Source organism: Bacteroidota bacterium (genome assembly GCA_016711505.1).
In the GTDB taxonomy this organism is placed as follows: domain Bacteria; phylum Bacteroidota; class Bacteroidia; order AKYH767-A; family 2013-40CM-41-45; genus JADKIH01.
Genome location: JADJSV010000009.1, coordinates 166,330 through 187,780, shown reverse-complemented (window position 1 = coordinate 187,780; position 21,451 = coordinate 166,330). Strand labels below are relative to the sequence as shown.

General features: G+C 34.8%; 26 protein-coding genes, 1 tRNA gene and 2 pseudogenes. 23 read left to right on the top strand and 6 right to left on the bottom strand.

The genetic code is table 11. From position 1 onward, the window contains the following. Positions 1-149: 149 nt before the first annotated feature. Entirely contained in the window at positions 150-536 is a 387-nt protein-coding gene (locus tag IPL24_11910) for a hypothetical protein (GenBank protein MBK8364345.1), read from the bottom strand. A gap of 86 nt (positions 537-622) precedes the next feature. On the opposite strand from IPL24_11910, the gene IPL24_11905 reads away from it, so the two are divergent. Together IPL24_11905 and IPL24_11900 are read left to right on the top strand one after the other, a co-directional pair. Continuing rightward, complete coding sequence (locus IPL24_11905) at positions 623-1,534, top strand: hypothetical protein (protein ID MBK8364344.1); 912 nt, start codon at positions 623-625, stop codon at positions 1,532-1,534. Between the two features lie 281 nt (positions 1,535-1,815). Continuing rightward, positions 1,816-2,745, top strand: coding sequence for a recombinase family protein (locus IPL24_11900; protein MBK8364343.1), 930 nt, complete (start codon positions 1,816-1,818; stop codon positions 2,743-2,745). Positions 2,746-3,260: 515 nt separating this feature from the next. Here the strand turns inward: IPL24_11900 and IPL24_11895 are convergent. Further along, positions 3,261-3,344: transfer RNA gene (locus tag IPL24_11895), tRNA-Leu, on the bottom strand. 244 nt (positions 3,345-3,588) lie between these two features. Between IPL24_11895 and IPL24_11890 the strand changes: the two are divergent. The 8 genes and pseudogenes from IPL24_11890 to IPL24_11855 all read left to right on the top strand — a co-directional run bounded on the left by IPL24_11890 (position 3,589) and on the right by IPL24_11855 (position 10,237). Further along, positions 3,589-4,850 (top strand): annotated as a pseudogene (locus IPL24_11890) (cystathionine gamma-synthase family protein). A gap of 665 nt (positions 4,851-5,515) precedes the next feature. Next, on the top strand, positions 5,516-6,172 hold the full coding sequence (otsB, locus tag IPL24_11885; GenBank protein MBK8364342.1) for a trehalose-phosphatase: 657 nt from the start codon (positions 5,516-5,518) through the stop codon (positions 6,170-6,172). 25 nt (positions 6,173-6,197) lie between these two features. Beyond that, positions 6,198-7,953: pseudogene (locus tag IPL24_11880) on the top strand (glycoside hydrolase family 15 protein). 80 nt (positions 7,954-8,033) lie between these two features. Then, positions 8,034-8,174 carry a hypothetical protein gene (locus IPL24_11875; GenBank protein ID MBK8364341.1) on the top strand — a complete coding sequence of 47 codons (141 nt, stop codon included), beginning with the start codon at positions 8,034-8,036 and terminating at the stop codon, positions 8,172-8,174. Beyond that, complete coding sequence (locus IPL24_11870) at positions 8,156-8,413, top strand: hypothetical protein (protein MBK8364340.1); 258 nt, start codon at positions 8,156-8,158, stop codon at positions 8,411-8,413. The genes IPL24_11875 and IPL24_11870 overlap by 19 nt, the downstream gene beginning before the upstream one ends. Before the next feature lie 5 nt (positions 8,414-8,418). Beyond that, positions 8,419-9,213, top strand: coding sequence for a trehalose-6-phosphate synthase (locus IPL24_11865; GenBank protein MBK8364339.1), 795 nt, complete (start codon positions 8,419-8,421; stop codon positions 9,211-9,213). Beyond that, entirely contained in the window at positions 9,207-10,064 is an 858-nt protein-coding gene (locus IPL24_11860; protein MBK8364338.1) for a trehalose-6-phosphate synthase, read from the top strand. The genes IPL24_11865 and IPL24_11860 overlap by 7 nt, the downstream gene beginning before the upstream one ends. Then, positions 10,061-10,237 carry a trehalose-6-phosphate synthase gene (locus tag IPL24_11855; protein MBK8364337.1) on the top strand — a complete coding sequence of 59 codons (177 nt, stop codon included), beginning with the start codon at positions 10,061-10,063 and terminating at the stop codon, positions 10,235-10,237. Before IPL24_11860 ends, IPL24_11855 begins: the two co-directional genes overlap by 4 nt. A gap of 134 nt (positions 10,238-10,371) precedes the next feature. Here the strand turns inward: IPL24_11855 and IPL24_11850 are convergent, their stop codons facing one another. The 4 genes from IPL24_11850 to IPL24_11835 are packed head-to-tail and all read right to left on the bottom strand — an operon-like array spanning position 10,372 to position 12,581. Continuing rightward, positions 10,372-10,551 carry a T9SS type A sorting domain-containing protein gene (locus IPL24_11850; protein ID MBK8364336.1) on the bottom strand — a complete coding sequence of 60 codons (180 nt, stop codon included), beginning with the start codon at positions 10,549-10,551 and terminating at the stop codon, positions 10,372-10,374. Next, a complete protein-coding gene (locus IPL24_11845; GenBank protein ID MBK8364335.1) occupies positions 10,475-10,888 on the bottom strand; it encodes a hypothetical protein in 414 nt (137 codons plus the stop codon). The genes IPL24_11850 and IPL24_11845 overlap by 77 nt, the downstream gene beginning before the upstream one ends. Next, positions 10,864-11,664: a hypothetical protein gene (locus IPL24_11840; GenBank protein MBK8364334.1), complete on the bottom strand. Its 801-nt coding sequence runs from the start codon at positions 11,662-11,664 to the stop codon at positions 10,864-10,866. Before IPL24_11840 ends, IPL24_11845 begins: the two co-directional genes overlap by 25 nt. Positions 11,665-11,681: 17 nt before the next feature. Next, positions 11,682-12,581: a hypothetical protein gene (locus tag IPL24_11835; GenBank protein MBK8364333.1), complete on the bottom strand. Its 900-nt coding sequence runs from the start codon at positions 12,579-12,581 to the stop codon at positions 11,682-11,684. A gap of 246 nt (positions 12,582-12,827) precedes the next feature. Here IPL24_11835 and IPL24_11830 point away from each other — a divergent pair, with 246 nt between their 5' ends. The 13 genes from IPL24_11830 (at position 12,828) to IPL24_11770 (ending at position 21,322) form a co-directional block, all read left to right on the top strand. Then, positions 12,828-13,364: an IPT/TIG domain-containing protein gene (locus IPL24_11830; protein MBK8364332.1), complete on the top strand. Its 537-nt coding sequence runs from the start codon at positions 12,828-12,830 to the stop codon at positions 13,362-13,364. A 66-nt stretch (positions 13,365-13,430) separates the two neighbouring features. Next, positions 13,431-13,664, top strand: a complete 234-nt coding sequence (locus IPL24_11825) for a hypothetical protein (GenBank protein ID MBK8364331.1) — start codon at positions 13,431-13,433, stop codon at positions 13,662-13,664. A gap of 744 nt (positions 13,665-14,408) precedes the next feature. Next, positions 14,409-15,617, top strand: a complete 1,209-nt coding sequence (locus tag IPL24_11820) for a hypothetical protein (protein MBK8364330.1) — start codon at positions 14,409-14,411, stop codon at positions 15,615-15,617. A 90-nt stretch (positions 15,618-15,707) separates the two neighbouring features. Continuing rightward, entirely contained in the window at positions 15,708-15,941 is a 234-nt protein-coding gene (locus IPL24_11815; GenBank protein ID MBK8364329.1) for a hypothetical protein, read from the top strand. A 14-nt stretch (positions 15,942-15,955) separates the two neighbouring features. Further along, positions 15,956-16,762, top strand: coding sequence for a hypothetical protein (locus IPL24_11810; protein MBK8364328.1), 807 nt, complete (start codon positions 15,956-15,958; stop codon positions 16,760-16,762). Positions 16,763-16,778: 16 nt separating this feature from the next. Beyond that, the gene (locus IPL24_11805) at positions 16,779-17,612 is read left to right on the top strand and encodes a hypothetical protein (protein MBK8364327.1); all 834 of its coding nucleotides are present in this window, start codon (positions 16,779-16,781) and stop codon (positions 17,610-17,612) included. A 13-nt stretch (positions 17,613-17,625) separates the two neighbouring features. Continuing rightward, positions 17,626-18,006: a hypothetical protein gene (locus IPL24_11800; protein ID MBK8364326.1), complete on the top strand. Its 381-nt coding sequence runs from the start codon at positions 17,626-17,628 to the stop codon at positions 18,004-18,006. A 22-nt stretch (positions 18,007-18,028) separates the two neighbouring features. Beyond that, positions 18,029-18,493 (top strand): hypothetical protein, encoded by a 465-nt coding sequence (locus tag IPL24_11795; GenBank protein ID MBK8364325.1) that lies wholly within the window; start codon positions 18,029-18,031, stop codon positions 18,491-18,493. A gap of 39 nt (positions 18,494-18,532) precedes the next feature. Further along, the gene (locus IPL24_11790) at positions 18,533-18,670 is read left to right on the top strand and encodes a hypothetical protein (GenBank protein ID MBK8364324.1); all 138 of its coding nucleotides are present in this window, start codon (positions 18,533-18,535) and stop codon (positions 18,668-18,670) included. 320 nt (positions 18,671-18,990) lie between these two features. Then, positions 18,991-19,497: a hypothetical protein gene (locus IPL24_11785; protein MBK8364323.1), complete on the top strand. Its 507-nt coding sequence runs from the start codon at positions 18,991-18,993 to the stop codon at positions 19,495-19,497. Positions 19,498-19,572: 75 nt separating this feature from the next. Continuing rightward, positions 19,573-20,097, top strand: coding sequence for a hypothetical protein (locus IPL24_11780; protein ID MBK8364322.1), 525 nt, complete (start codon positions 19,573-19,575; stop codon positions 20,095-20,097). Between the two features lie 176 nt (positions 20,098-20,273). After that, entirely contained in the window at positions 20,274-20,486 is a 213-nt protein-coding gene (locus tag IPL24_11775; GenBank protein MBK8364321.1) for a hypothetical protein, read from the top strand. 197 nt (positions 20,487-20,683) lie between these two features. Then, complete coding sequence (locus IPL24_11770; GenBank protein ID MBK8364320.1) at positions 20,684-21,322, top strand: hypothetical protein; 639 nt, start codon at positions 20,684-20,686, stop codon at positions 21,320-21,322. Positions 21,323-21,451: the final 129 nt, after the last annotated feature.

Here is a 21,451-nt window from a genome sequence, read left to right as displayed (position 1 = left end):
CTCTTTTAGTCTCATTCGATTGATTGTAAATTATAATTACAGCAATCACTAATATACTAAACCCTGCAACCACAACCATTTGATTAATTTTTTTAACCGGGTCTGGCGGTATCGGCCCTCCGAATATGCGGAGGATATGATCTGGAACGTTATGCATTTTTAAGTGTTATTTGAATTTGATAATCTAATGTTAAGTTTAAACGGTACGGGCCATACCAGACGTAATGGTTTTCGCTTATGGGCGAGTGTTTTTCTCGATTGGAATACATGTCAAAGGGGAAGCCAATGGAATCGAGGTCCGCAGTTGAAACAATTGCGCTTTTACTTTCTCCAATCAGTGTTCTGATAGCTGTTATGCAAAAATTCTGCTGCTGAAGTCTGTGCATTTGATTGTTTCTGATTTTCGAATTGTAATGGGTGTTGTAACAAACTTCGTTGCAGTATTCTCGACTTTTATGGTGGGCAACAAATTCCTTTCCGCATCCCGGGCAAATCCTATGCGACCTAGGAACCTTGTTTAATTCTTCTTCGTTCATGTGCCTAAATTTTAATTTTTATATATTTGTGATTACAAATATATATATTATATATTTGTAATCACAAATAAGATTTATAAAAAATAATGGAAAATGAGCTAATTCACGAAATGGGCCTCGATTTTATCGAAAAAGTCAAGTTTCACTACCCTAGAATAATGGAAAGGACGATTCCCTTATCGGCTACTGGCGTCAATTCGTGGACCTTTTTCGATTGGAAATCAAAGGGTATGATTCCTTTTGAGGCAGAAAATGAAAATGACAGAGTCAAGCTTAACCTTGTTGAATATGTTTGGGTAAAGGTTAATTCTAAACTTCGGCAATTTGGAATACCATTCAAACAACTTTCTAATATGAAAAATTTGATTTACAATCCGGAAGTATTTATTCAAGCCATAAAAAATTGGCCGGAGATGATCAAACATTTTGAAGAGTCAAAACAATACAGTGCAGAACAATTGCTTTCAGCAAAAAGAGGCTTACAATTTTTAAGCGAAAACATTGATGAGAATTCCATTATAGACAAACCTCTTTTCACAATTTTTGCATCGACAGTCTTTAATTTGCTTTTAATGAATGAGACAGGAGTATTGTTTGCATTCAAATCAAAGAGCGAAAATGAAATGATTTTTACGTGCTTACTCCATAGCGCTATTCAGAATATGCCAATGGAAACGAATCCATACAACCATGATCATATTCAAATTTTACTTAATCCGATTCTAGGTGAATTACTTGAAAAAGTTCATTTAGAGAAATACAGTTTTTCCTTGGGGCTACTGAATAGCGACGAACAAAAAATAATCAAGGCAATTAGAGAACGAAACTTTACCGAAATAATAATTCGATTAAAAGGAAAAGATGACCTTGTAATTGATGTTACCGAGGAACTGAATATCAACGGAGACAAAGCTATTCAAATAAAAAAAATACTTGGACTAAATGCCTATGACGAAGCGTTTATTAAATACCGAAATCAAAAAATTTATATAAAGTAAAAAAGATAAACTAAAAAGACCAATTGGCTCGGCTCTAATCATAATAAGAATGAATCCCTTGCATGGCATTCACTGCATATGTTGCAAAATGTTAACAAAAAAAAATGTAAAAATCTATTAGAAAAAACGGTAACAAATACACTGATGAAGAGGCAAATTGACAATTGAGTTTCTAAACAAGTTTGAATCGCAATTATCTTAAGATTCAAAATCAAACATGATGAAAAGAGCTGTAGGCGAGAGTATCGAGCGATGAGCAGGCAAAGGGATATTCCTTAGATGTGCAGATCGATAGTCTCACTAATCATTGCCAAAGAAATGATATTGCAATTGTTCATTCTTTCAAAGAAGATTTTAGCGCAAAAACGTTCGACAGACCGGCCTTTAAATTGTTTTTAAAATTTGCTAAAGCGAATAAAGGAAAGATCGATCTGCTACTATTTACTTCTTGGGATCGTTTCTCAAGAAATATTGCAGAGGCTTATGAGATGATTGGTATTTTGAAGAAACTCGGAATTCAACCATACGCTATTGAACAACCACTTGACATGACTGTTCCGGAGAACAAAGCTATGCTTGCGTTCTATCTTGCTTTACCTGAAATTGAAAACGATAGACGTTCTATAAAAGTATTGGGTGGTATCAGAGGTGCCTGGAAAAAAGGCCGCTGGGTAAATTGTGCTCCTAGAGGATATAAAAACGTGAGAGATGAAAACAATAAGCCTATTATAATCCCAAGTGAATCGGCAGATAGTGTCAGGTATGCATTCGAAGAAACTGTGAAGGGTCTAACTCAAACTGAAATCGGAATCGAATTACTAAAGCAAGGCAAGGGAATTAAAAAGTCAATGCTATCGGAAATTCTTAGAAACCCTGTCTACATGGGGAAAATTCCATTTCCTGCAGAGAATGGAGAAGCTGCATATTTGATTGATGGAATTCATGAACCTCTGATATCCGAAGAAACTTTCTACAAAGTTCAAGAAATTCTAAACGGAAATGTAAAGAAAAGAAACAGGCCTATCATCACCACAAAGCGCAATGAGCTTCCACTGCGAGGAGTGTTGAAGTGTTCAAATTGTGAAGGCTTAATGACTGGAAGTCCATCGCGAAGCAGATCAGGAAAGCAGTATTTTTATTATCACTGCAACACTTGTAAAAAAACTCGTTTCCGTTCTGATGAAGCTAATGAAAAATGCTATCGGTTTTAGATTGCTTTACACCATCTGAAGATATTATTTCACTTTATCGAGAAATGCTAAAGGAAGCACTAGGACAAAAGGCCAAGAAGACTGCATCACAGAAATCATCATTGAACGAAAAATTAGTAACACTCCAAAATAGGTTGGCAAATCTTCAAGACATGTTCGCCGATAAACAAATTTCGGTTTCGGAATATCAAAACCTCAAATCTAAATACGAAGTGCAATTGGTCGAGGTCAAAAGCGAAATGACAGATGTAAATAGTAATGTAAAGGATACAGATCTTGTAATTGAAAAAGGAATCGCTCAATTAAAAAAGCTAAGTCAACACTATTCTGAAATTTCATTAGAGAGAAAAACTCGTTTGCTTGGTTCGATATTTCCTGAAAAGTTCGTTTTTGAGAATAGTAAATATCGAACCACAAATTTAAATTCGGTAATTCTTCTGTATCTCCACATTGACAAGGGTTTACGCGAAAAAAACCCGGACAACTCAGTGAATTTCTTGAGTTGTCCGGTTCAGTACTCAGGACCGGAATCGAACCGGTACGGCATTACTACCATCGGTTTTTGAGACCGACGCGTCTACCAATTCCGCCACCTGGGCATTTTAATTTTGGTGGGCCAAAAGTAGGATAATTTTATGGCTTTTGAAAATTGTTCGGACGATCAATTAGCTGTCAATTCCATATCTTCAAGTGAGAAATGGCCTCATTTCAAAGTACTTGCATTAAGGTGCGAGAAAGAGAATGATATTATTCACAACCTTCTATTAGCAGTTACTCGGGAAATACCCCTATTTTGAATCAATCCGTTAATAATGACAGATAAATTAGTCCTAATAGAAAGCTATGTCCAGAAAAATGAAACACGAAAGCCTGATGATGTCTTATGGTTATAAGCCCGAATTATCAGAAGGTGCAATAAAATGTCCGATCTTTCAAACATCCACTTTTGTATTCAAAAATGCTGAAGAAGGCAAAGCTTTTTTCGAAGTAGCATATGGATTGAGAAAACAAAATGTCGGTGAAGAACTCGGACTCATATATAGTAGAATCAATAATCCGGATCTGGAAATTCTGGAAAACAGACTTACACTTTGGGATGAAGCAGAAGCTTGTGCTGTTTTCGAAAGTGGTATGTCTGCAATAACTACTGTACTACTCGAATTTCTAAAACCCGGAGATCTGCTTCTTATCAGTAGTCCGCTATATGGGGGTAGCGATCACTTCATTAAAAAGATTCTTCCGAAATTCAATATCAATGTGATTACTTTCAAAGTAGGGCAACAGAAAGATGAAGTCATTCAGATGGTGAAAGATTCGGGACTTGCAGACAAACTTGCAATGATCTATATCGAAACTCCTGCGAATCCAACAAACGATCTGATAGACATTCAGGCTAAAAAGGAAATTGCAAAATATTTTTCTACAAAAGAGAAAGAGGTTTTCCTGGCTGTCGACAATACTTACCTCGGTCCTTTGTGGCAACATCCGTTAAAACATGGAGCTGATCTTGTGTTATATTCTGCTACAAAATATATCGGCGGACATAGTGATGTGATAGCCGGTGCATGTCTTGGTTCAGGTGAAATGATAAAAGAGTAAAAGGACTGCGAACCTTTTTAGGTAACATGGCAAGTCCAAATACAGGATGGTTACTCTTGCGAAGTCTTGAAACACTGAAAGTACGGATGGACATGCAAGCTTTGAACGCAGATAAAGTTGCAGCATTTTTAAATAAACATCCAAAGTTGAGAAGTATATTTTCTCGGCAATCTCACCGAAAAAGATGGCGAACAATTCAGGATCAGAAATCGTCAGTGTCTTACAAATGGCGGAATGATTTCTTTCGATATCAAAGGAGGGAGAAGGAAGCTTTCAAATTTCTGAATGAACTTAAGCTGATCAAACTTGCAGTAAGTTTAGGAAGCACTGAAAGTCTGGCCGAGCATCCTGCAACGATGACTCACAGTGATGTAGATGATAAATTGAAAAAAGAACTTTCAATCACTGAAAAGATGATTAGACTTTCAATAGGCGTAGAAAACTATGAAGATATTATTTTGATATTGAGCAGGCTCTGGAGTGTTAAAGACCCATGTCCTGATTAGAGTGTCGGACGTGAATATTGAATTGTATTTAAATAAAAATAGTTACTACCAACAATTTATACGTAGCCATGACCCGTTACCTGAAAGCAAATCTTAATAATTTAATTCTTGATAAACTTTTTTTACCTTATCATTGATTCTGATAAAATAAATTCCTGCACTCAGACATGTAGCATCGATATCTTTAGGCACTTCGTTTTATATTTTATATAACAATGAATTGAAAATTATTTATTTCGAATTGTGAAATTATATTTTGAAGGAATGCAGACGTTCTTAAACGATTCAGGAATGTGGATTTCGGGGATAAAAATCAACAATTTTCGGAGTGTGTAAAATAATATACACCTGATTTTATAGAAAGTCCATTTACTATCCCTAATTTAGCATTTTGGCAAATAATTGAGGGCACATGTATTTATAATTCATTTCGCCGTCGTTTTTGCAAGAGGATATCATTTTTAGACAACAATGAATTATTCTCCGTAGGTGAAATTCGAATTTCTAGGTGTCTTTCAAAAATTGATTCTGATAATTGCAAAAAGATGGCTTTATTAAATATAAGCATGAAAGTAAAAGAGAATTTCGATAAAGCGAAAAAGCGGTTGGTACTCCCTGGATTATGATGGGACGTTGGTTGAATTTGTTCCAAGACCTGAAAAGGCATTTCCTACAGAAAAGTTCTCAGCCTTCTGAATAGAATAAATAATAAACCTGATACGAGATTGGTTGTTGTTATTTCCGGCAGGGGCCATCTTGATCTGGAAAGATTTATCGGTCATCTTCCAATTGAAATCATTGCTGAACACGGCGCAATGATAAAATTGAATGGTAGCTGGAGAAATCTGTTTGATAATTCTGATTCGTGGAAAAAAGTTGTACTTCCGGTTTTGAATCGTTTTACTTTTGCCAGCCCCAATTCATTTGTAGAAGAGAAACAATTTTCATTGGTTTGGCATTACAGGAATGTTCCTGATGATGTTGGCTTTTTGCAATCAAGAGAATTGATCCGTATTCTTGAAAATTCAATTACTTCACTTGGCCTGAAATTGATCGATGGTGATAAGGTAGTTGAAATAATTTCAAATAAGATAGGGAAAGGAAGCGCAATAAAGAATTTGATAAATGAAAACAAATTTGATTACATCATTTCGATTGGTGACGATAAAACAGATGAAGAAATGTTTCAGGAACTTTCAACTAATAAAAAAGCTGAGACTATAAAAGTAGGAAGGGGTCCAACCGTTGCCAAGCATTCACTGGAAAATGTAAAGCAGGTTCTTTTATTCTTAGAGCACCTTATGGAGAACAATAAAAACTAATCATTAATTAATTTCAAAGTAGTTTATGGATGAACAGGTACACAAGTATAAAATGGGTGTTATTGGAAATTGTTCCTACCTGGCATATATCGATATAAATGCAAATGTAAATTGGTTGTGCATGCCTAAATTCGATAGCAGTTTTTTATTTGGATCATTACTGGACAAGGAAAAAGGTGGCACATTCAGTATTTGTCCGCAGGATGATAATTATACAAGCAAACAATACTATCTTGAAAATACAAATATTCTTTGCACTGAATTTACTTGTTCAGACGGAAAGTTCAGAGTTACTGATTTTGCACCGCGATTTTTACAGCAAGAAAGATATTTCCGCCATTAATGCTTCTGAGAAAATTGAATCAATGGAAGGAAGACCGATGGTAAAAGTCACGTGTAAGCCGGTTGGCAATTATGGTGAGATACAGCCGGAAGTGCTTTCAGGTAGTAATCACCTGAGGTTTATGGATGTTGGTACAAACGTGCGCCTTACTACTGACATTTCTCTTAATTATATTTTGAAGAAAAGTGTTTTGTTCTTTCTGAGCCAAGATATCTGGCATTCTCATATGAATTACCATTAGAATCAGGACTGGAAAGTACTTATGAATTGTTTTTTAATAAGACAAAAGAGTTTTGGAGAAATTGGGTCAAGACAACAGCAATTCCCTCCGTCTATCAGAAGGAAATGATTCGTTCGGCATTGATATTAAAATTACATCAGTACGAAGATACCGGTGGAATAATTGCATCAGGAAGTATGAGTCTTCCGGAATGTGATCAATCAGGGCGGAATTGGGATTATCGTTACTGCTGGATGCGTGACACATATTATTCTTTATATGCATTGAATAGCATTGGGCATTTTGAAGAATCACAAAAATATTTCTTATACATTGAAAATATTATTGCTTCTGAAACGGATCATATTCAACCATTATCTTCAATTACCGGTGACAAAATTATTTTCGAAAAGGAACTTCCTTTAAAAGGTTATCGCAATAATAATTCACCGGTAAGATTAGGAAATGATGCTTATACTCATATTCAGAATGATGTTTATGGTCAGGTAATGGTTAGCCTCATGCCATTGTATACTGATATGCGATTAACCACACAACCTAATTCAGAAATCCATTGATATTATTCATTTTCTTCTGAATAAAATTGAAGAAACAATGGATCAGCCTGATGCGGGCATCTGGGAATTCCGAAACCGACGTCAATTACATTGTTATACATATTTATTTCATTGGGCAGGGGCAGAGCTGCATTAAAAAATTGGTAAAGCAATTGGTGATCAGAATTTAATTCAGAAAGCAGAACAACTCAGAAATCTCGCTGCTTCGAATATTGAAAAATGTTACGACCCCATTAGAAAAGCATATACACAGGCAATTGATGTCGATCAACTCGATGCCAGTAGTTTAAAACTGATCTCTATGGGTTATCTGGATCCTGATTCGCAAAAGCGAAGATCATTTAGCAGCATTAGAAAGGGAACTTAAATCGCCGGAAGGATATTTTTTCAGATATAAGCATAGCGACGATTTTGGTGTTCCGGAAAGTACATTTATGATTTGTTCTTTCTGGTATGCCGAAGCACTTGCTTGTGTGGGAAGAGTAGCAGAAGCTTCTTTAATGGTTGAAAACTTATTGCAACCGGAAATCACGTAGGTTTACTGAGTGAAGATATTGGGACCAACGGTAGTCAATGGGGAAATTTTCCGCAAACATATAGTCATGTTGGATTAATGAATGCAGTTTTCCGGATCGCCTGAAAACTCGACCGGCCCTTATATGATTAACAAATTTTATTTCTGTTGAGTTTTACGCTTAATAGAAATGTAAAAATATTATCATGCGTATAAACCTTGCTTTAGTTGTTGCCATTGTAATCTCTGTAGGTATTGTTGCTTTGGGATTTACTTTTTATCAGGTCTCTGCTGAAAGGATAAAACTGACTGATGATCTTGAAAAAGAATGGCTGACATTTCTTTAAAATTATCTGAAACTAAATTTGTACAAAGTCAGAAAGGAAACCTGAATTATTCAATTGATAGTATTTGTAAAAAATATAATCTTGAAGGAATTACAATATACTTTGGTGATGACAGTATTGTGAGTAATCTGAAAGTTGCGTTTGATAATTCAAAGGATTACGTTTTACAATCTATAGCAGCGGATTCAATTAATGGAAATTTTATATCAGTTGATGGAAAAAATTATATCAATATATAAAACCATTGACCAGAGAAGGAATTGCAAATAATGCGATCATTTTTTACAGTGATCCTGCATATATTGAAAATTTATTGGATAAGATCTGGTTCAGAAATTTTTTCAGATGGTTTCTACAGGCGCTTTTTGTTTCATTGATCACCATCGTAATTTTAAAATGGGGGATCTTCAGTCCGATCAATAGAGTCTCCGATTGGATCAAATCTGCTCGAATGGGAAATCTTGAAAAGCTAAATGAATATCCTCCTGCAAAGTTTTTAGCCCCGTTACATGCAGAAATTACCCAGATAGCAAGAGCCATGCATGAAGCCCAGGCAAAAGCAGAGGAAGAAGCCAGACTGAGAACTACCGGGGAATCTGTATGGACTTCCGATCGGCTGAAAATTGAAATGGGCAATTTGTTAAATGGGAAAAAGATGATTGTTGTTTCGAATCGCGAACCATACATGCATATTCATGAAGGTAAAGAAATAAAATGTATCGTACCGGCCAGCGGTATGATCACAGCTATGGAGCCAATATTAAAAGCTTGTGGCGGATTATGGATCGCTTCCGGTTCCGGTGATGCAGATAAAGAAACGGTTGATAAGGATGATAAAGTTCAGGTACCACCATTAAATCCTAAATATACTTTGAAACGGGTTTGGTTGACAAAGGAAGAGGAAAGCCATTATTATTATGGATTTTCAAATGAAGGGCTTTGGCCTTTATGTCATCTCGCTCATACCCGGCCAACTTTCAGAATTGAAGACTGGGAATATTATAAAAAGTCAATGAGAAATTTGCAGAAACTATTTTAGAAGAATGTAAGGATGAAGAACAACCATTTATATTGATCCAGGATTATCATTTTGCATTACTTCCTGAATTGATCAAACGTAAAAAGCCAAGAGCAAGAGTAGCCATCTTCTGGCATATTCCATGGCCTAATCCCGAATCATTTGGAATCTGTCCTTGGCAAAAGGAAATTCTCACCGGAATGCTCGGTGCAGATCTGATAGGGTTTCATACCCAATATCACTGTAATCATTTTTTGGAAACTGTTAATAATACGCTTGAGTCAAGAGTGTCCTGGGAAAAATTTTCAGTTAAGATGAATGGAAGAAATACTCACGTAAAAGCATTTCCTATCAGTATAGCATTTACATTAAAAGACCTTGATGATAAATCCAGAAAAGAAGGGATTAAAAGAATTCTTGGCGTTCATGGAATCAATGCGGAATTTATGGCTATAGGTGTTGACAGGATAGATTATACTAAGGGCCTGATCGAAAAATTCTTATCTGTAGAAAGATTCTTTGAAAAATTTCCCGATTATATTGGTCGATTTACTTTGGTGCAAATAGGTGCACCCAGCAGGACTTTAATAAAAAGTTATTCGGACATGGTGAGTAATGTGGAAAAAGAAGCAGAGCGAATCAATCTAAGGTTTAAAAGTAAAAACTGGAAACCTATACTTTTTTTGAAAGGTCATCATAGTCATGAACAAATTAATCCTTATTATAAAAATGCAGACATGTGTATTGTCTCTTCATTGCATGATGGAATGAATCTGGTTGCTAAAGAATTTGTCGCCACCAGAAATGAAAACGATGGTGTGTTGATCTTAAGCAGATTTGCAGGAGCATCACCGATCTTACCGGAGCTTTGATCGTTAATCCATATGACATAGAAAATTCAGCAATTGCTATCAGAAATGCTCTGGCGATGTCAAATTCTGAACAACAAAGCAGAATGATACAAATGCGGGATACTATTGTCGGAAATAATATTTATTATTGGGCGTCTTCATTATTGAGAGCTATGGCTTCCATACAAAATTGATAAATTGAAGTTGTGTTTTTACTGTTTCCCTCTCAATTTTTTCGTGCATTTTTTTTGAAATATATTGCTAATAATAGATTAATTCGAAACGGAGTTGATTTTTCCGAGATTAAATGTGATTGATATTAGAGAATTTATTGTCTGAAAACGAGTAGCTGTTTAGCTGGTTCATTGTCAACCCGAATTAAATAATATCCATTCTCAAATTGTGATACATCAATCCTGTTATTTGTTTTTTCAAATTCTGAACTGAAAACAATTCTTCCTGCAATATCTGTAATACTTATTAAATGCTTCCCAGCATTTTTTGAAATTCACCAGAACATAGTTTTGTGCCGGATTTGGATAAATTTCCATTTCAATATGTTGATGTTCCGGAATGATTGTAATGAAAGAAGAATCGATTACTGCTGAATCTCCGGTGGAGATCACCGACTCATAAATTTCATTAGTCTGCATGGCCACAACCTGAGATGGTTGTATTTGTAATGTGGATGAATTTAGATTTGCGCCGGTCGAAATAAGATCGAATGAAACAATGTTTCCGAATCCTGACAGATCTGAATGTGTTATTGAACTCAAGGCGAAATGAATTGTTCCTGCACCATCAGATTTTGCCATTGCAATCATATCTGTACCATATTCTCCCATCCATGAATTACTGTAATCAAACGATGTTGTATCAACTTCGGCAAGCGATGAATTGAAATGAACATCAAAAGCAATTCCATAGATTGCTGATACAGGATCGGATACTTCTCTAAGTCTATATTTATACGTATTGCCTGATTCAATCCGATTGTATCATTTGCAATTGTGACGGATAAACTTCCACCTGACATTACCTGCATAGGTTGTTGAATCGATCGTGCCGGATGATTCATTCCGTAATTCTGATATACAGCAAGCGTATCTGAAAAATCTATATTCCCGGAACCATCACAATCCGCATGTTTAACATTAAGGCCTGTAACTAAAGTATCAGTCCAGTCAATACATGGCTGACCAACCCATAATAAACTTGCAGAAGGCCGGACAGGTCCGCTTGAACCGAATGCAGAAGCAATTGTAAGTATATCAAGATTGTTTACCTGCAGATCATAGTTTGCGTCACCCGGCCAGACATTACTTCCATTACACGCGCTAAATTGCCAATTCGTATTTCCGCCATTATCAAGACTGTTATAGCCTGCAAAAAATTGTGCGCCGCCAATTGCAGCAATATTTGTTATCAGCAAATAATCAAGACAAACCAATCCCGTGTCAACACTTAAAACCGATTGAAAAGAAAAAGAACTCATGCTTCCATTGTTTCCCGGATACGAATTGACAATTAGTGCACCGTGAATGAATAAAGTATCTCCTAACTGAAAATTGGAAACTGGTTGTGTGAATTCTATATAGTCTGCATGATTTTTTCCGTTCATGATCAACTCATTCCCTGTTAAAATTGTCTGAAATCGTTAGTTGAATCCGGATAGTAGATAATATCATTATTAATGATAAGCACTGAATCCAGAGATGAAAGTACATGCACAATATTTCGGCTTCCTGAAAAAGAGTGCGCATTGAGAGTATCGAAATAGGCTAAATAAGCTGTAACATCATATGCTTCGACATTGAACAGAAAAAGATTTTGTATATCAGGACCTGTACTGAAATAGTGACTTTTAAATTTACATGAGTCCGCAGATAAATTTGCAGTAACAGGAGTTGATGCAGGAAAAATATCCATTCCAAATTCGGAGCTGATAAGTGAGGTTCCAAAAGAAATATAGGACAAACTTTGAACAGTGAACATTGAATCACAAATAACATCGAAGCTATTTGAAATAAATGAACCGTCGTTGATAGTGAAAAATTTACAATGGACATTATTTCCAAGACTATATTGTCCGCCGGGCGATTGAATCAGAATCGGTGAAATGAAAGAAGTACTTCCGGTATTACATGTTAATGTATGGTTACTAAATCCGGCAAGCCATAAAGGCAAGCTGAATTTCCAGTTTGCAGTGGAATCAATACTAAAAGATCCATGTGTCTCTAAAGCAATGGCAATAGGATCAGCCATGAAAGTTGCAGGAAAAGTTAAGTTTGAAATTGAAAAATCCCCGCAAAGAGAAAAATATGTGTCGAGATAAACAGTATCATTTGCACTTAGAAATGAGTTGCTGTCGAAATAGACATTGTCTATTGAATCCGGAGGGCTTGTATTGAATACTGTTCCGCCGCTTGTAGTTGCCCAATGAGATGGATCGCTCCAGTTTCCGGTACCATTGACCCAATAGAAATCGGCGGAAACTGCATTCAGAGCAAAGAATAGAAGAATAAAGGTTAGTCGCATATACAAATATACTTTTTTAAAAGTAAAGTGCATATGTGATAGAACTGTTCTAAGTAGTCGCCATATTTACTACAGTGTTTCGTATTCGGGCTTTAGTTTATTAATGCCCTTTTCATATATTCACGCAATCAATTAAATGATGAAATTAAGTTTTTTATTCTTAAATTAATTATTAATTTGCACACCTAACACGAGTTAAACGATGAAGATAAAAAGCATTCTGATATACTATATCACTTATTTATTTTGATTTCGGTATTTTTATTCTCTTGTAAAAAATATGATCAGGGTAATGATCCGTGTCCTGTTTGTCCCAGGATAACATCTATATCACCAACTCATGGTGGAGCGGGTGCAATATTAAATATTTATGGAAAAAATTTTAATAGTGATTACAGACAAAACATTGTAAAAATAAATGGTGTTCAGGTTAGTCGTGATTCCATAATTACAGGTTCGTCTGACTCGCTTACTGTATTTGTGCCGAAGGGATGTGGTACAGGTAATGTAACAATTGATATCGATGATGAATTGACTTTTAGCGGAGAAGCACCTATATTTAATTATAATTATAAATATGCTGTTTCGAACTTCGCAGGTAATGGAACAGATTCGGTGATAAATGGGATTGGAAACGATGCTTCTTTTTCTCGTCCTTCTCTGATCACAGTAGATCAAAATGATAACTTATATGTGGTTGACAAAGGAAATTCTGTCATAAGAAAATATCTCCAGTGCAAGTGTTTGTGGAATAATTTAAATGGAATTTGCATAAATAACTGATAAGACATTTTATGTACTGTTTCCTCTTGATAAATAAAGATAATGTTTATATAAAAATAAGTTTAAATGAAAATGTTGCGAAACGTGTTTTTTTATTTAATGCCATTTCTATTTAATGCATCTTTATCTGTCTCGCAAAGTCTAACCAATTATAGCGGATTGAAAAATGCAGATCTGAAAAAATACACTTGTGCAGTTGAAGATATTCAAAAAGAAAGACAGGCTGAATTGCCTGGTGGGGGACTTCCAAAATGGGGGCCGGATCAAAGCAAGAAAGGCATCTTCAAATCCAATGATTGAGCGCGTGTCCATTCTGGAAGATCGCTGCATGCAAGTAAAGGGAGAAATTTATTTCAATGATTTTGAAGGAGGAAAAGTGACCATTGTTACACTCAATAACAAAGGAGAAGAGCAAAGGAAATACCGGCTCAGATAATTCCTGTTAATGGGACTTCAGGAATGTTAGAATTAGATATTAAATTACCATTATCTTATTCTGAAAACTTCTATCTTAAATCAAATCTATTGAGAATAGTTTATTCACCATCTAATCATGAGAAAGGTAAAATATATTGTTTTGAATTTCCTAAGCGATGGAAAGTCCTTCCTAGTAATGAAAATATTATTGTAAATGTTAAGCCTGTTTTCCATTCAAGACGGCCAAATATATTTCTAATTACAGCACTTCATTACAAGCACCTGGTACTGTGCCTTCACAATCTTCACCAAACCAAACTGCACAACCAACTAGTCCGCCTTCCGGTTCGAACGCAAATAATAAATACAGAGAAGTTCTAAAAAGATCGCAAGGTAACAGATATCAATAGGAGTAATAAATCTACATATCCTGCCAATTCCAATAAAGTAAATGAGTCATATAAGACCAAAATAAAAATTGGGGAGTATGTAAATGCGAAACCATTCACGGTTGTTAAAGCTAATCCAAATCCGGTACAAAATGACATGGAACCTCAAGGGCCATCGAATCAAAATCAAATTAATTTATTTAAGCATATTAAAAGCGATTATGAATTCACCAGACCAGTGGAAATTTCTGATATCGCCTTAGATGAAATATATGTCGATAAGAATCCCGCATCAGGTAAGTTTTATTGTAAACCTGCATCATATTCATTAGGTTGGGACGCAGAAGAAGGGTATAAATTCAGTATGCTTTATGGAAATACGAATTCAAGTGGTGAAGGCCAAGTAAATATTCTTGCATCGTTAAATTCTAATGTAACAAACAATGAGTTTGAATTTGTAAGATCTACGTTAGCTTCTTTTCTAAATGGAAAGTCATTTACTGACCTGGTTGTATCTGAACCGACAGATGCGCAAGCTACAATAAAGGATAATCTTGCACGATTTAATGTCCCTCCTGATAAATGTAATGTTACAATTCCTTCATCTATCTATGATGCAATTAATATATCTATGTCTGCAACGGCTGATGCAACAAATTTCATGATTACAGCATTAAAGGAAAATAGTGATATCGGTGGTGAGTTGACATATAAAAGCGACAATGAGGCAGTCAAATATTCAATTCCTTTAAAATTAAAAATTGCTGATAAATCTACTTTTGGTCGATTTGAATTAGACCCTCAAACTTGGAGAGAAAATGTATGGCAAAATCCAACACCATTTGGAGTTAAATTGAAAAATATTCATGTATTTATTATGAATTCAATTAATGGAGTTTCCAGCCCATGCATTTATACATGGAATCTTGGAAGTCCCGTTGTTTTATCTAAATCCAAAGTTAAATTTGATTCAGAATTTGTTCCGGCATGGATAGATGATCCAGGTAAGGTTTTGCGAATGTGGATGGAGTATGAAGTTATTCCATGTGAAGAATGTACGCAGGAAATTTCAGATATGCTCAGCAGCGGAACATCAAGTGGGCGGCAGAAAATTGTTAAGTTTCATTCGATGGGTTTACTTAGTTCTTATGGAGCAACTTTTCTAAAAATAAAAATAAGATCTAAATATTTCGACCCGAGAGGAATGGCAACGACAGAGAAAACGATTACTATTAACAAGGATCGACAAGACTTTGAAGTGGGACCTTTTTATGTATGGAACGAAAAGGATTTAAACTTCGAATATAAGTTATCTTTTTTAACAGATGAAAGAACTTTTGAAGGGACATCATGGATAGGAACAAAAGAATTAGAAGTCTTTATGAATAAAAATACGGCCGAAAAAGTATGGGTGCGAACTTACCTGAGCAAAAAAATAGGTGTTTAAATGAGATCTACATTGTTTTTTTTGATATATATTTTTCTTTATATTTTTTCTTGTAAATTATTTGCGCAACCTATTATTTCGGATGGAGAAATGATAAATGGATTACAGGTTTATCCTGATCAGATAAAGAAAAATGTCTTCTATTATTCACCGGGTACACTTATCATGGCTACAGATAACTTCGGAGATCCGCTATTCCAATTTTTGCAATTAAGATATTCCGGTACAGCAGTTATGGGGGATCAAGGAGTTTTCAAATATAAAAGTTTACTTGAGTTTACAGTGAAAATGAATAATCCACCATCTGAATCAAGAGAAAAGTAAATCAATTGTTAAGTGTGAAATATGGAAGCAAGATAGAACTAATCCCAATCCCAATCAGAAAAAATCAAGCAACACTTGTGTATGCTCTCGCAGAAGAAACGGAACATAGACCGGTGACTCCAGCGATTCTTGATGGAACGTTTGATGAAAAAGAGGATACAGAAAGCGAAACTTCTGAATACTGGTCTGAACGTACTTTTAATTTGAACTTAGATAATTATTCCTCACAACTTTTCTGGAATGCACTTTCAAAAGGTCAGGTTCTTATGAGTATTGGATATGCGTTTTATGCAACTGGTGTCCAAAATATTTTGAAACCTCAGATTTCAGTAGTTGGAATAGAAAGCAAGCAAATTAGGGAGCAAATGGACCAAATGCTTAAGGAAGAAAAAATGGATTCCATCTCAAAAATGATATTGATTAAAGCTGATGCTTTTCCGGTAACGATAGATATCAAAAAACATTCCGGAAAAATAAAGAAAATAGACATTAATGAAAGTTGGATTCCTCCTGGGTATGCAGTAATGGATATTCGTTGTTACGATTTTAATAATGAAATTAGAAAGGATCTGTATGCAAAAAGATTGGAAATCTGCGCAACAGGAATGGATGGTAATGAAGTGAGGCAAAACGTTACATTTTTTGCGTCGTCACCGGACATTTATTCAAGAAACTTAAAATTTAAATATGCAATAAAATTGAACAAACCATATAAATACCGTATTATTGAAATTAATAATGATGCTGCACCTAAATATGGTAAGTGGTTAGAGGAAAAAGATTGGAATAAATTAATTGACATTACGACGGAATTAAAATAATTTAACTAGGCATAAAATGAAAAGTTTTTATTTTCAAATTATTATTATTATAAGTTTGCTTTTAAGCAACAAAGCGGATGCGATTGTTAATTATGAAAAGGGCGCTATTATAGTGAGAGGGGTTCAATTGCTTCAGGATCGCGATGACCCGAAACAATATTTTTATGTTCCTACATATCCTCGTCTTAGCATGAAGCCGGATAGTACATTGGAATTTTTATGTCTGAAGTATGTGGGCTTGAACCGAGAAACAAGTGGAGGTTTATTTCATGCACTTATTCAATTTACTCTACCGATAGCAGAAGTTGAGTTACTTGAAAAGGAGTTGCGTAAGAAAGTTTCAGGAGCAAAAATAGCAGGGCCTGTTCCTATGATGCAGCCTCAGACACCCGAAGGAGAAAGTTTTCAGCCAACCTTCGAAATCGTTTCAGCTATCTTGAGCAATAAAGATGGAAAGGATGTTTTTACAAGGTCACTGGTTTCATCCGGATATGCACCCTTAACTGCTGGTTCAAAAGCTGCTGTAGCAGCATTGCTTAATCAGGAAGGAGCAACTTTGCTTTGGAATTCTTTGACAGGCCCTACCTCTGATGTCTCTGTAACCGTTCATGGGTATTATGAAGCGGCAGTTCAGGCGTATAATGCAACAGTTACTGCAGATATGAAAACAGTTTATCAGCACCTTAGTAAATTTCAAAATAACCAAAAAGAGTATACAAGAGAACAAATCAGACAGTCAATGGATTCACTTTATCAAAATGGTGCTATGAAAGTTGAAGTATTTGACCGTTCCTCAACAGTAGGCGGCTCTAAAACAGTTAGATGCAATCCTGGATATCGTAACAAGTAAACTTACTGAACTGATGTTTGATAATAAAACGGGTTGGGCGCAAGTTCCTAAAAAAGTTGATGCAATGGATGGTGTTGATATTCCCGGGAAACAAAAAAAAGATGAGAAAACTGTAGCAGGACAAGCTGTCGGTGAAATGACAGAAGCAATAACAACAGGTGCTCTTGATATTGCAACAGGTGGTATATTTTCTATTGCAACCGGATTTCTATTCCCTAAAAAAGACAAATACAACAATCCACAATACGTGACAGATAACCAATATATATTGAAAGATATAAAAGATGTTCGCCAGCAAAGTTTTTATTTGAACTTAAGTAAAACAACGACTATAAAAGTACCAGTTCATACATCTGGAAATATCGGGGATATATCAAACTACTGGAGTCGATAATAAATATTTCAGAATAGTAGATATGAATGATCCGGCATTTTTGAAAAGAGAAGTGAACTTTCAGATTGACGGTGAGTTTGTTGATGCTTTTGATGACCTTATTAATTTTGTTACTGTTAATTTTAGAAAAAGATATTCAAACAATCAGGCCGATGAGACTCATCAGTTGTTTTTTAATTCTAAGGATATCAAAGATGGGATAATCTATAAAACAATTGTTTATCCTCGACTGGGAATTGAAACTTCAGATTGGCTAGATTATGAATATCAGATAGCATGGAGTTTAAAAGGTGACACAAAAACAGTTTATTTCCCAACAGATGAAAATGTATGGGCTAAATCCAACACTCCAGCTGTGTCTTTGGTATTGCCCTTCAAAAAAATGATATTTGAAATTGATGGGATAGATCGCTTTTCTGGAAAAAATTATGTCACAGCAAGCGTAGTTTTTGCTACAACCCTTGCAGGAAAAAAAAACGGTGGTTAGAAAAAGCTTTATTGAGGAGCAACTGATACAGAGTCGACTTTGAAAACATCATTGTATCACGATCCGCAGAAAGAGGTTGTGTTTCAAACCACATGGCATTCAAATGAAGGTGAAGTTAAAGATGCATTAAAAGTATTTGATTCCGGATACATTAATATTGTACCTCCTGGAAAGTGATGTACAATTGCTGCTCATGTAAGTTAATTATTGACACAAGTAGTTTCCACTAATATTTGAATTGAAGGATTTAAAATATTAGCCCATTAACCTTACTAATTATACTGGATATGCGTAAAGTGATTATTAGATATTTTTATTTAATTCTACCCTTTTACTTTTATCTATCCGTTCGAGCGGGCAGGGAATACTGATTGATAGAGGCATATATGTAAATGGTTTGTGGTGCTTTCCTCTTATTTCGGATTCCGCAAAGTATCTATTCCTTCCAAGTAACCGCATCTTGCTCTTGATTCGAAAAACGGCCTCAATTTTCCTTTGTGCGATATGTAAAGAATGTTCTTTCTATTAAAGATTCCGGGAAATCGATAACAGAAGCCGAAGGTGGAGCTGTCTTGCATTTTGTGATTACTTATGATACTCCACAAGATAAAATTGATGTTGCTCAGGAAGAGCTCAGGCAAATTACACGAATTCATAATGTTAGTATTCTAGGACCGGTCATTTTTAAAGAAGGCAGATTTACTTTAATATCATCAATCTTAAGTTCCGAAAAAAAAGGAGCGTTAGTAAGATCTGTTATATCTACAGGTGAAGCACCAGTTCTCGAAGGTGGAAGAATTGCTCTCTCATTTGAAATGGATCCAAGCAGGTCTAAGTTATTACTAGAAAGTTTTAAAATGAATACTCCGGATGTTTCTGTAATTTTCGAAATGACATTTGAAGGTTTATCTGATGCTTATGATGCTAAATTGAAAGTGAATTGGAAACGATGTTTATTCATCAGAAACGATCAATCAGAAAACGAATATTCTTTTCGTGAGTAATGATGTGTCAAAAACCTATAAATGAATTGAGAAAACCAGGCAGTTGAGTTGGTTTCTTCAGGAAGTGATGAACGTATGGAAACAATCGTAGATCACGCATACCGTAAACTTACGGAGATGTTGTTTGCACCCATTGATCCCGAAAAGCTGCCTAAGCAGGAGCAATTGGAAGCTAACGAAAAGGTTAATTCACAAATAGATTTGCTTGGAATAGGAAGTTTAACAAAGGCATTAAGTATAAATTCAAATAAATTGTACCAACTTAAAGAATTTAAATATTCAGGAAACACTGTTCTTAACTTTAACAGCCGTCTTTCAATTGAACGTTACCATACTATGGTATTTAATATGGGAGATTTATTTAAGAAATATGGAGATGATATTAGGTTTTTTCGGGATATCAATATGGATGATCCCACTTTTCAGCAGCGTGAAATACTTATAAATATTGACGGTGATGTAATGCCAGAGTTTGATAAGATAATAGATAATGTTACCGTAATATTGAAAAAAAACCATGAACAATCAATTCCTACAATTCAAGAATTGAACTTAACAAAAAAAATTAGCAATGAAAAAGAAAGAATAGAAATTGTTTAAGGAAACGCAGGAGATAAAGATCGCGAAAAATGGCTCCAATACGATTATAAAGCGGTTTATGCGTTTAAAGGGGGAGGGTATATGAAACCGATTGGATAACCCAAAATTCTGCAGTAATCAATTTACATCCTCCTTATGAAAGGCGTGTTGTGCAGTTGGATGGAGATATCGAACGATTGAAAAAAAATAAGGTCAGAGCGGTTAGTGTTCAGATTAATTATATATTTATGAACGAAATAGTTAAGACCCAGCAAACAATTAGAATTGGTAAGGGATTTGAAGGAAATCAATTTGAATTAACCCTTCCAAAAAATAATTTTGATTACAACTATAAAATAACATGGATACTGGAGGATGGAAATGAAAGGGAAATTATGAATAAGGGGTAGCAGTGGAATTTTATTTGTTGATAATATCCCGATTAATTAAAATCAAGAATATTGGGGATATTATTTTTTTATTTTGTGAATTTCGGAATTCAAAAACAATTATATAATGAAACTAATTCTATTATTTAGTTTAAGTTTTATACTTGGAAATAATTTGAGCTTTGGTAATGTCTATTTGATTACCTACTTTACTTATAGTGGTCATACCGGACATTCTAGGTATAGCAATTGACAAATATGATTTTATTATTCGGGATACAATAATTGATGAAAAAGTTACTTCAGCTTTGGATACTGTTCAAAGTGAAGGTATTGTTTATTATGATTTCTGGCCTAAAGTAGACCATTTTGATCTTTATAAGATCACTCATTATATAGATGGAGAAGTGTTTAAAATAAATTCATTCCGAAACAAAGAACTTACTTTAAATGATATTGCTTTCTACGGAATTCCTCATAAAAAAGGACGGCCATGCGATGCTATTGTTTCCATGAAAACAACTTACGAGGACGATATGGCGATTTTAAAGTACCTAGATAGCTTAGTTTCTGCAGTTCCTCAATTTCATGGAATAAAAAACAATTGCTCTGATTTTGTCAGAAATAGTTTTGAAAGGATATTAAATAAAAAGGTAAATGCGTTTGAAAAATTACTGTTCATAAAATTTACAACACCAAATGAATTGTATAGCGTAATTGTAAGACAACAAGAAAATTCACGAATTTTAAAATTTCCCAAAGTCCCTGAGAATGGTAAATTTTTAACTGAGCGAATATTACACAGATACTTAGTTAAATTTAAAATATTAAATCCACACAAAAATCAAATTCTATGAAGAATAACAATCATTTTATTCGAAAATTACTTCTAATCCTTACTTTTTCAACTTTTTTATTAGTAGTTCAAAGGGACAACCTGTAGAAAACAGAAACAGAATCACAGTTCATTTGACTAATGGAACTAC

Excerpts from the sequence above, each read along its gene's own strand:
- IPL24_11805 (MBK8364327.1), top strand. The coding sequence starts at position 16,779 with ATGAAAAGTTTTTATTTTCAAATTATTATTATTATAAGTTTGCTTTTA.
- IPL24_11845 (MBK8364335.1), bottom strand. The coding sequence starts at position 10,888 with ATGGGAGAATATGGTACAGATATGATTGCAATGGCAAAATCTGATGGT.
- IPL24_11780 (MBK8364322.1), top strand. The coding sequence starts at position 19,573 with ATGGAAACAATCGTAGATCACGCATACCGTAAACTTACGGAGATGTTG.
- IPL24_11800 (MBK8364326.1), top strand. The coding sequence starts at position 17,626 with ATGTTTGATAATAAAACGGGTTGGGCGCAAGTTCCTAAAAAAGTTGAT.
- IPL24_11905 (MBK8364344.1), top strand. The coding sequence starts at position 623 with ATGGAAAATGAGCTAATTCACGAAATGGGCCTCGATTTTATCGAAAAA.
- IPL24_11875 (MBK8364341.1), top strand. The coding sequence starts at position 8,034 with ATGCGTATAAACCTTGCTTTAGTTGTTGCCATTGTAATCTCTGTAGGT.
- IPL24_11795 (MBK8364325.1), top strand. The coding sequence starts at position 18,029 with ATGAATGATCCGGCATTTTTGAAAAGAGAAGTGAACTTTCAGATTGAC.
- IPL24_11815 (MBK8364329.1), top strand. The coding sequence starts at position 15,708 with ATGATAAATGGATTACAGGTTTATCCTGATCAGATAAAGAAAAATGTC.
- IPL24_11825 (MBK8364331.1), top strand. The coding sequence starts at position 13,431 with ATGAAAATGTTGCGAAACGTGTTTTTTTATTTAATGCCATTTCTATTT.
- IPL24_11840 (MBK8364334.1), bottom strand. The coding sequence starts at position 11,664 with ATGAACGGAAAAAATCATGCAGACTATATAGAATTCACACAACCAGTT.
- IPL24_11835 (MBK8364333.1), bottom strand. The coding sequence starts at position 12,581 with ATGCGACTAACCTTTATTCTTCTATTCTTTGCTCTGAATGCAGTTTCC.
- IPL24_11870 (MBK8364340.1), top strand. The coding sequence starts at position 8,156 with ATGGCTGACATTTCTTTAAAATTATCTGAAACTAAATTTGTACAAAGT.
- IPL24_11910 (MBK8364345.1), bottom strand. The coding sequence starts at position 536 with ATGAACGAAGAAGAATTAAACAAGGTTCCTAGGTCGCATAGGATTTGC.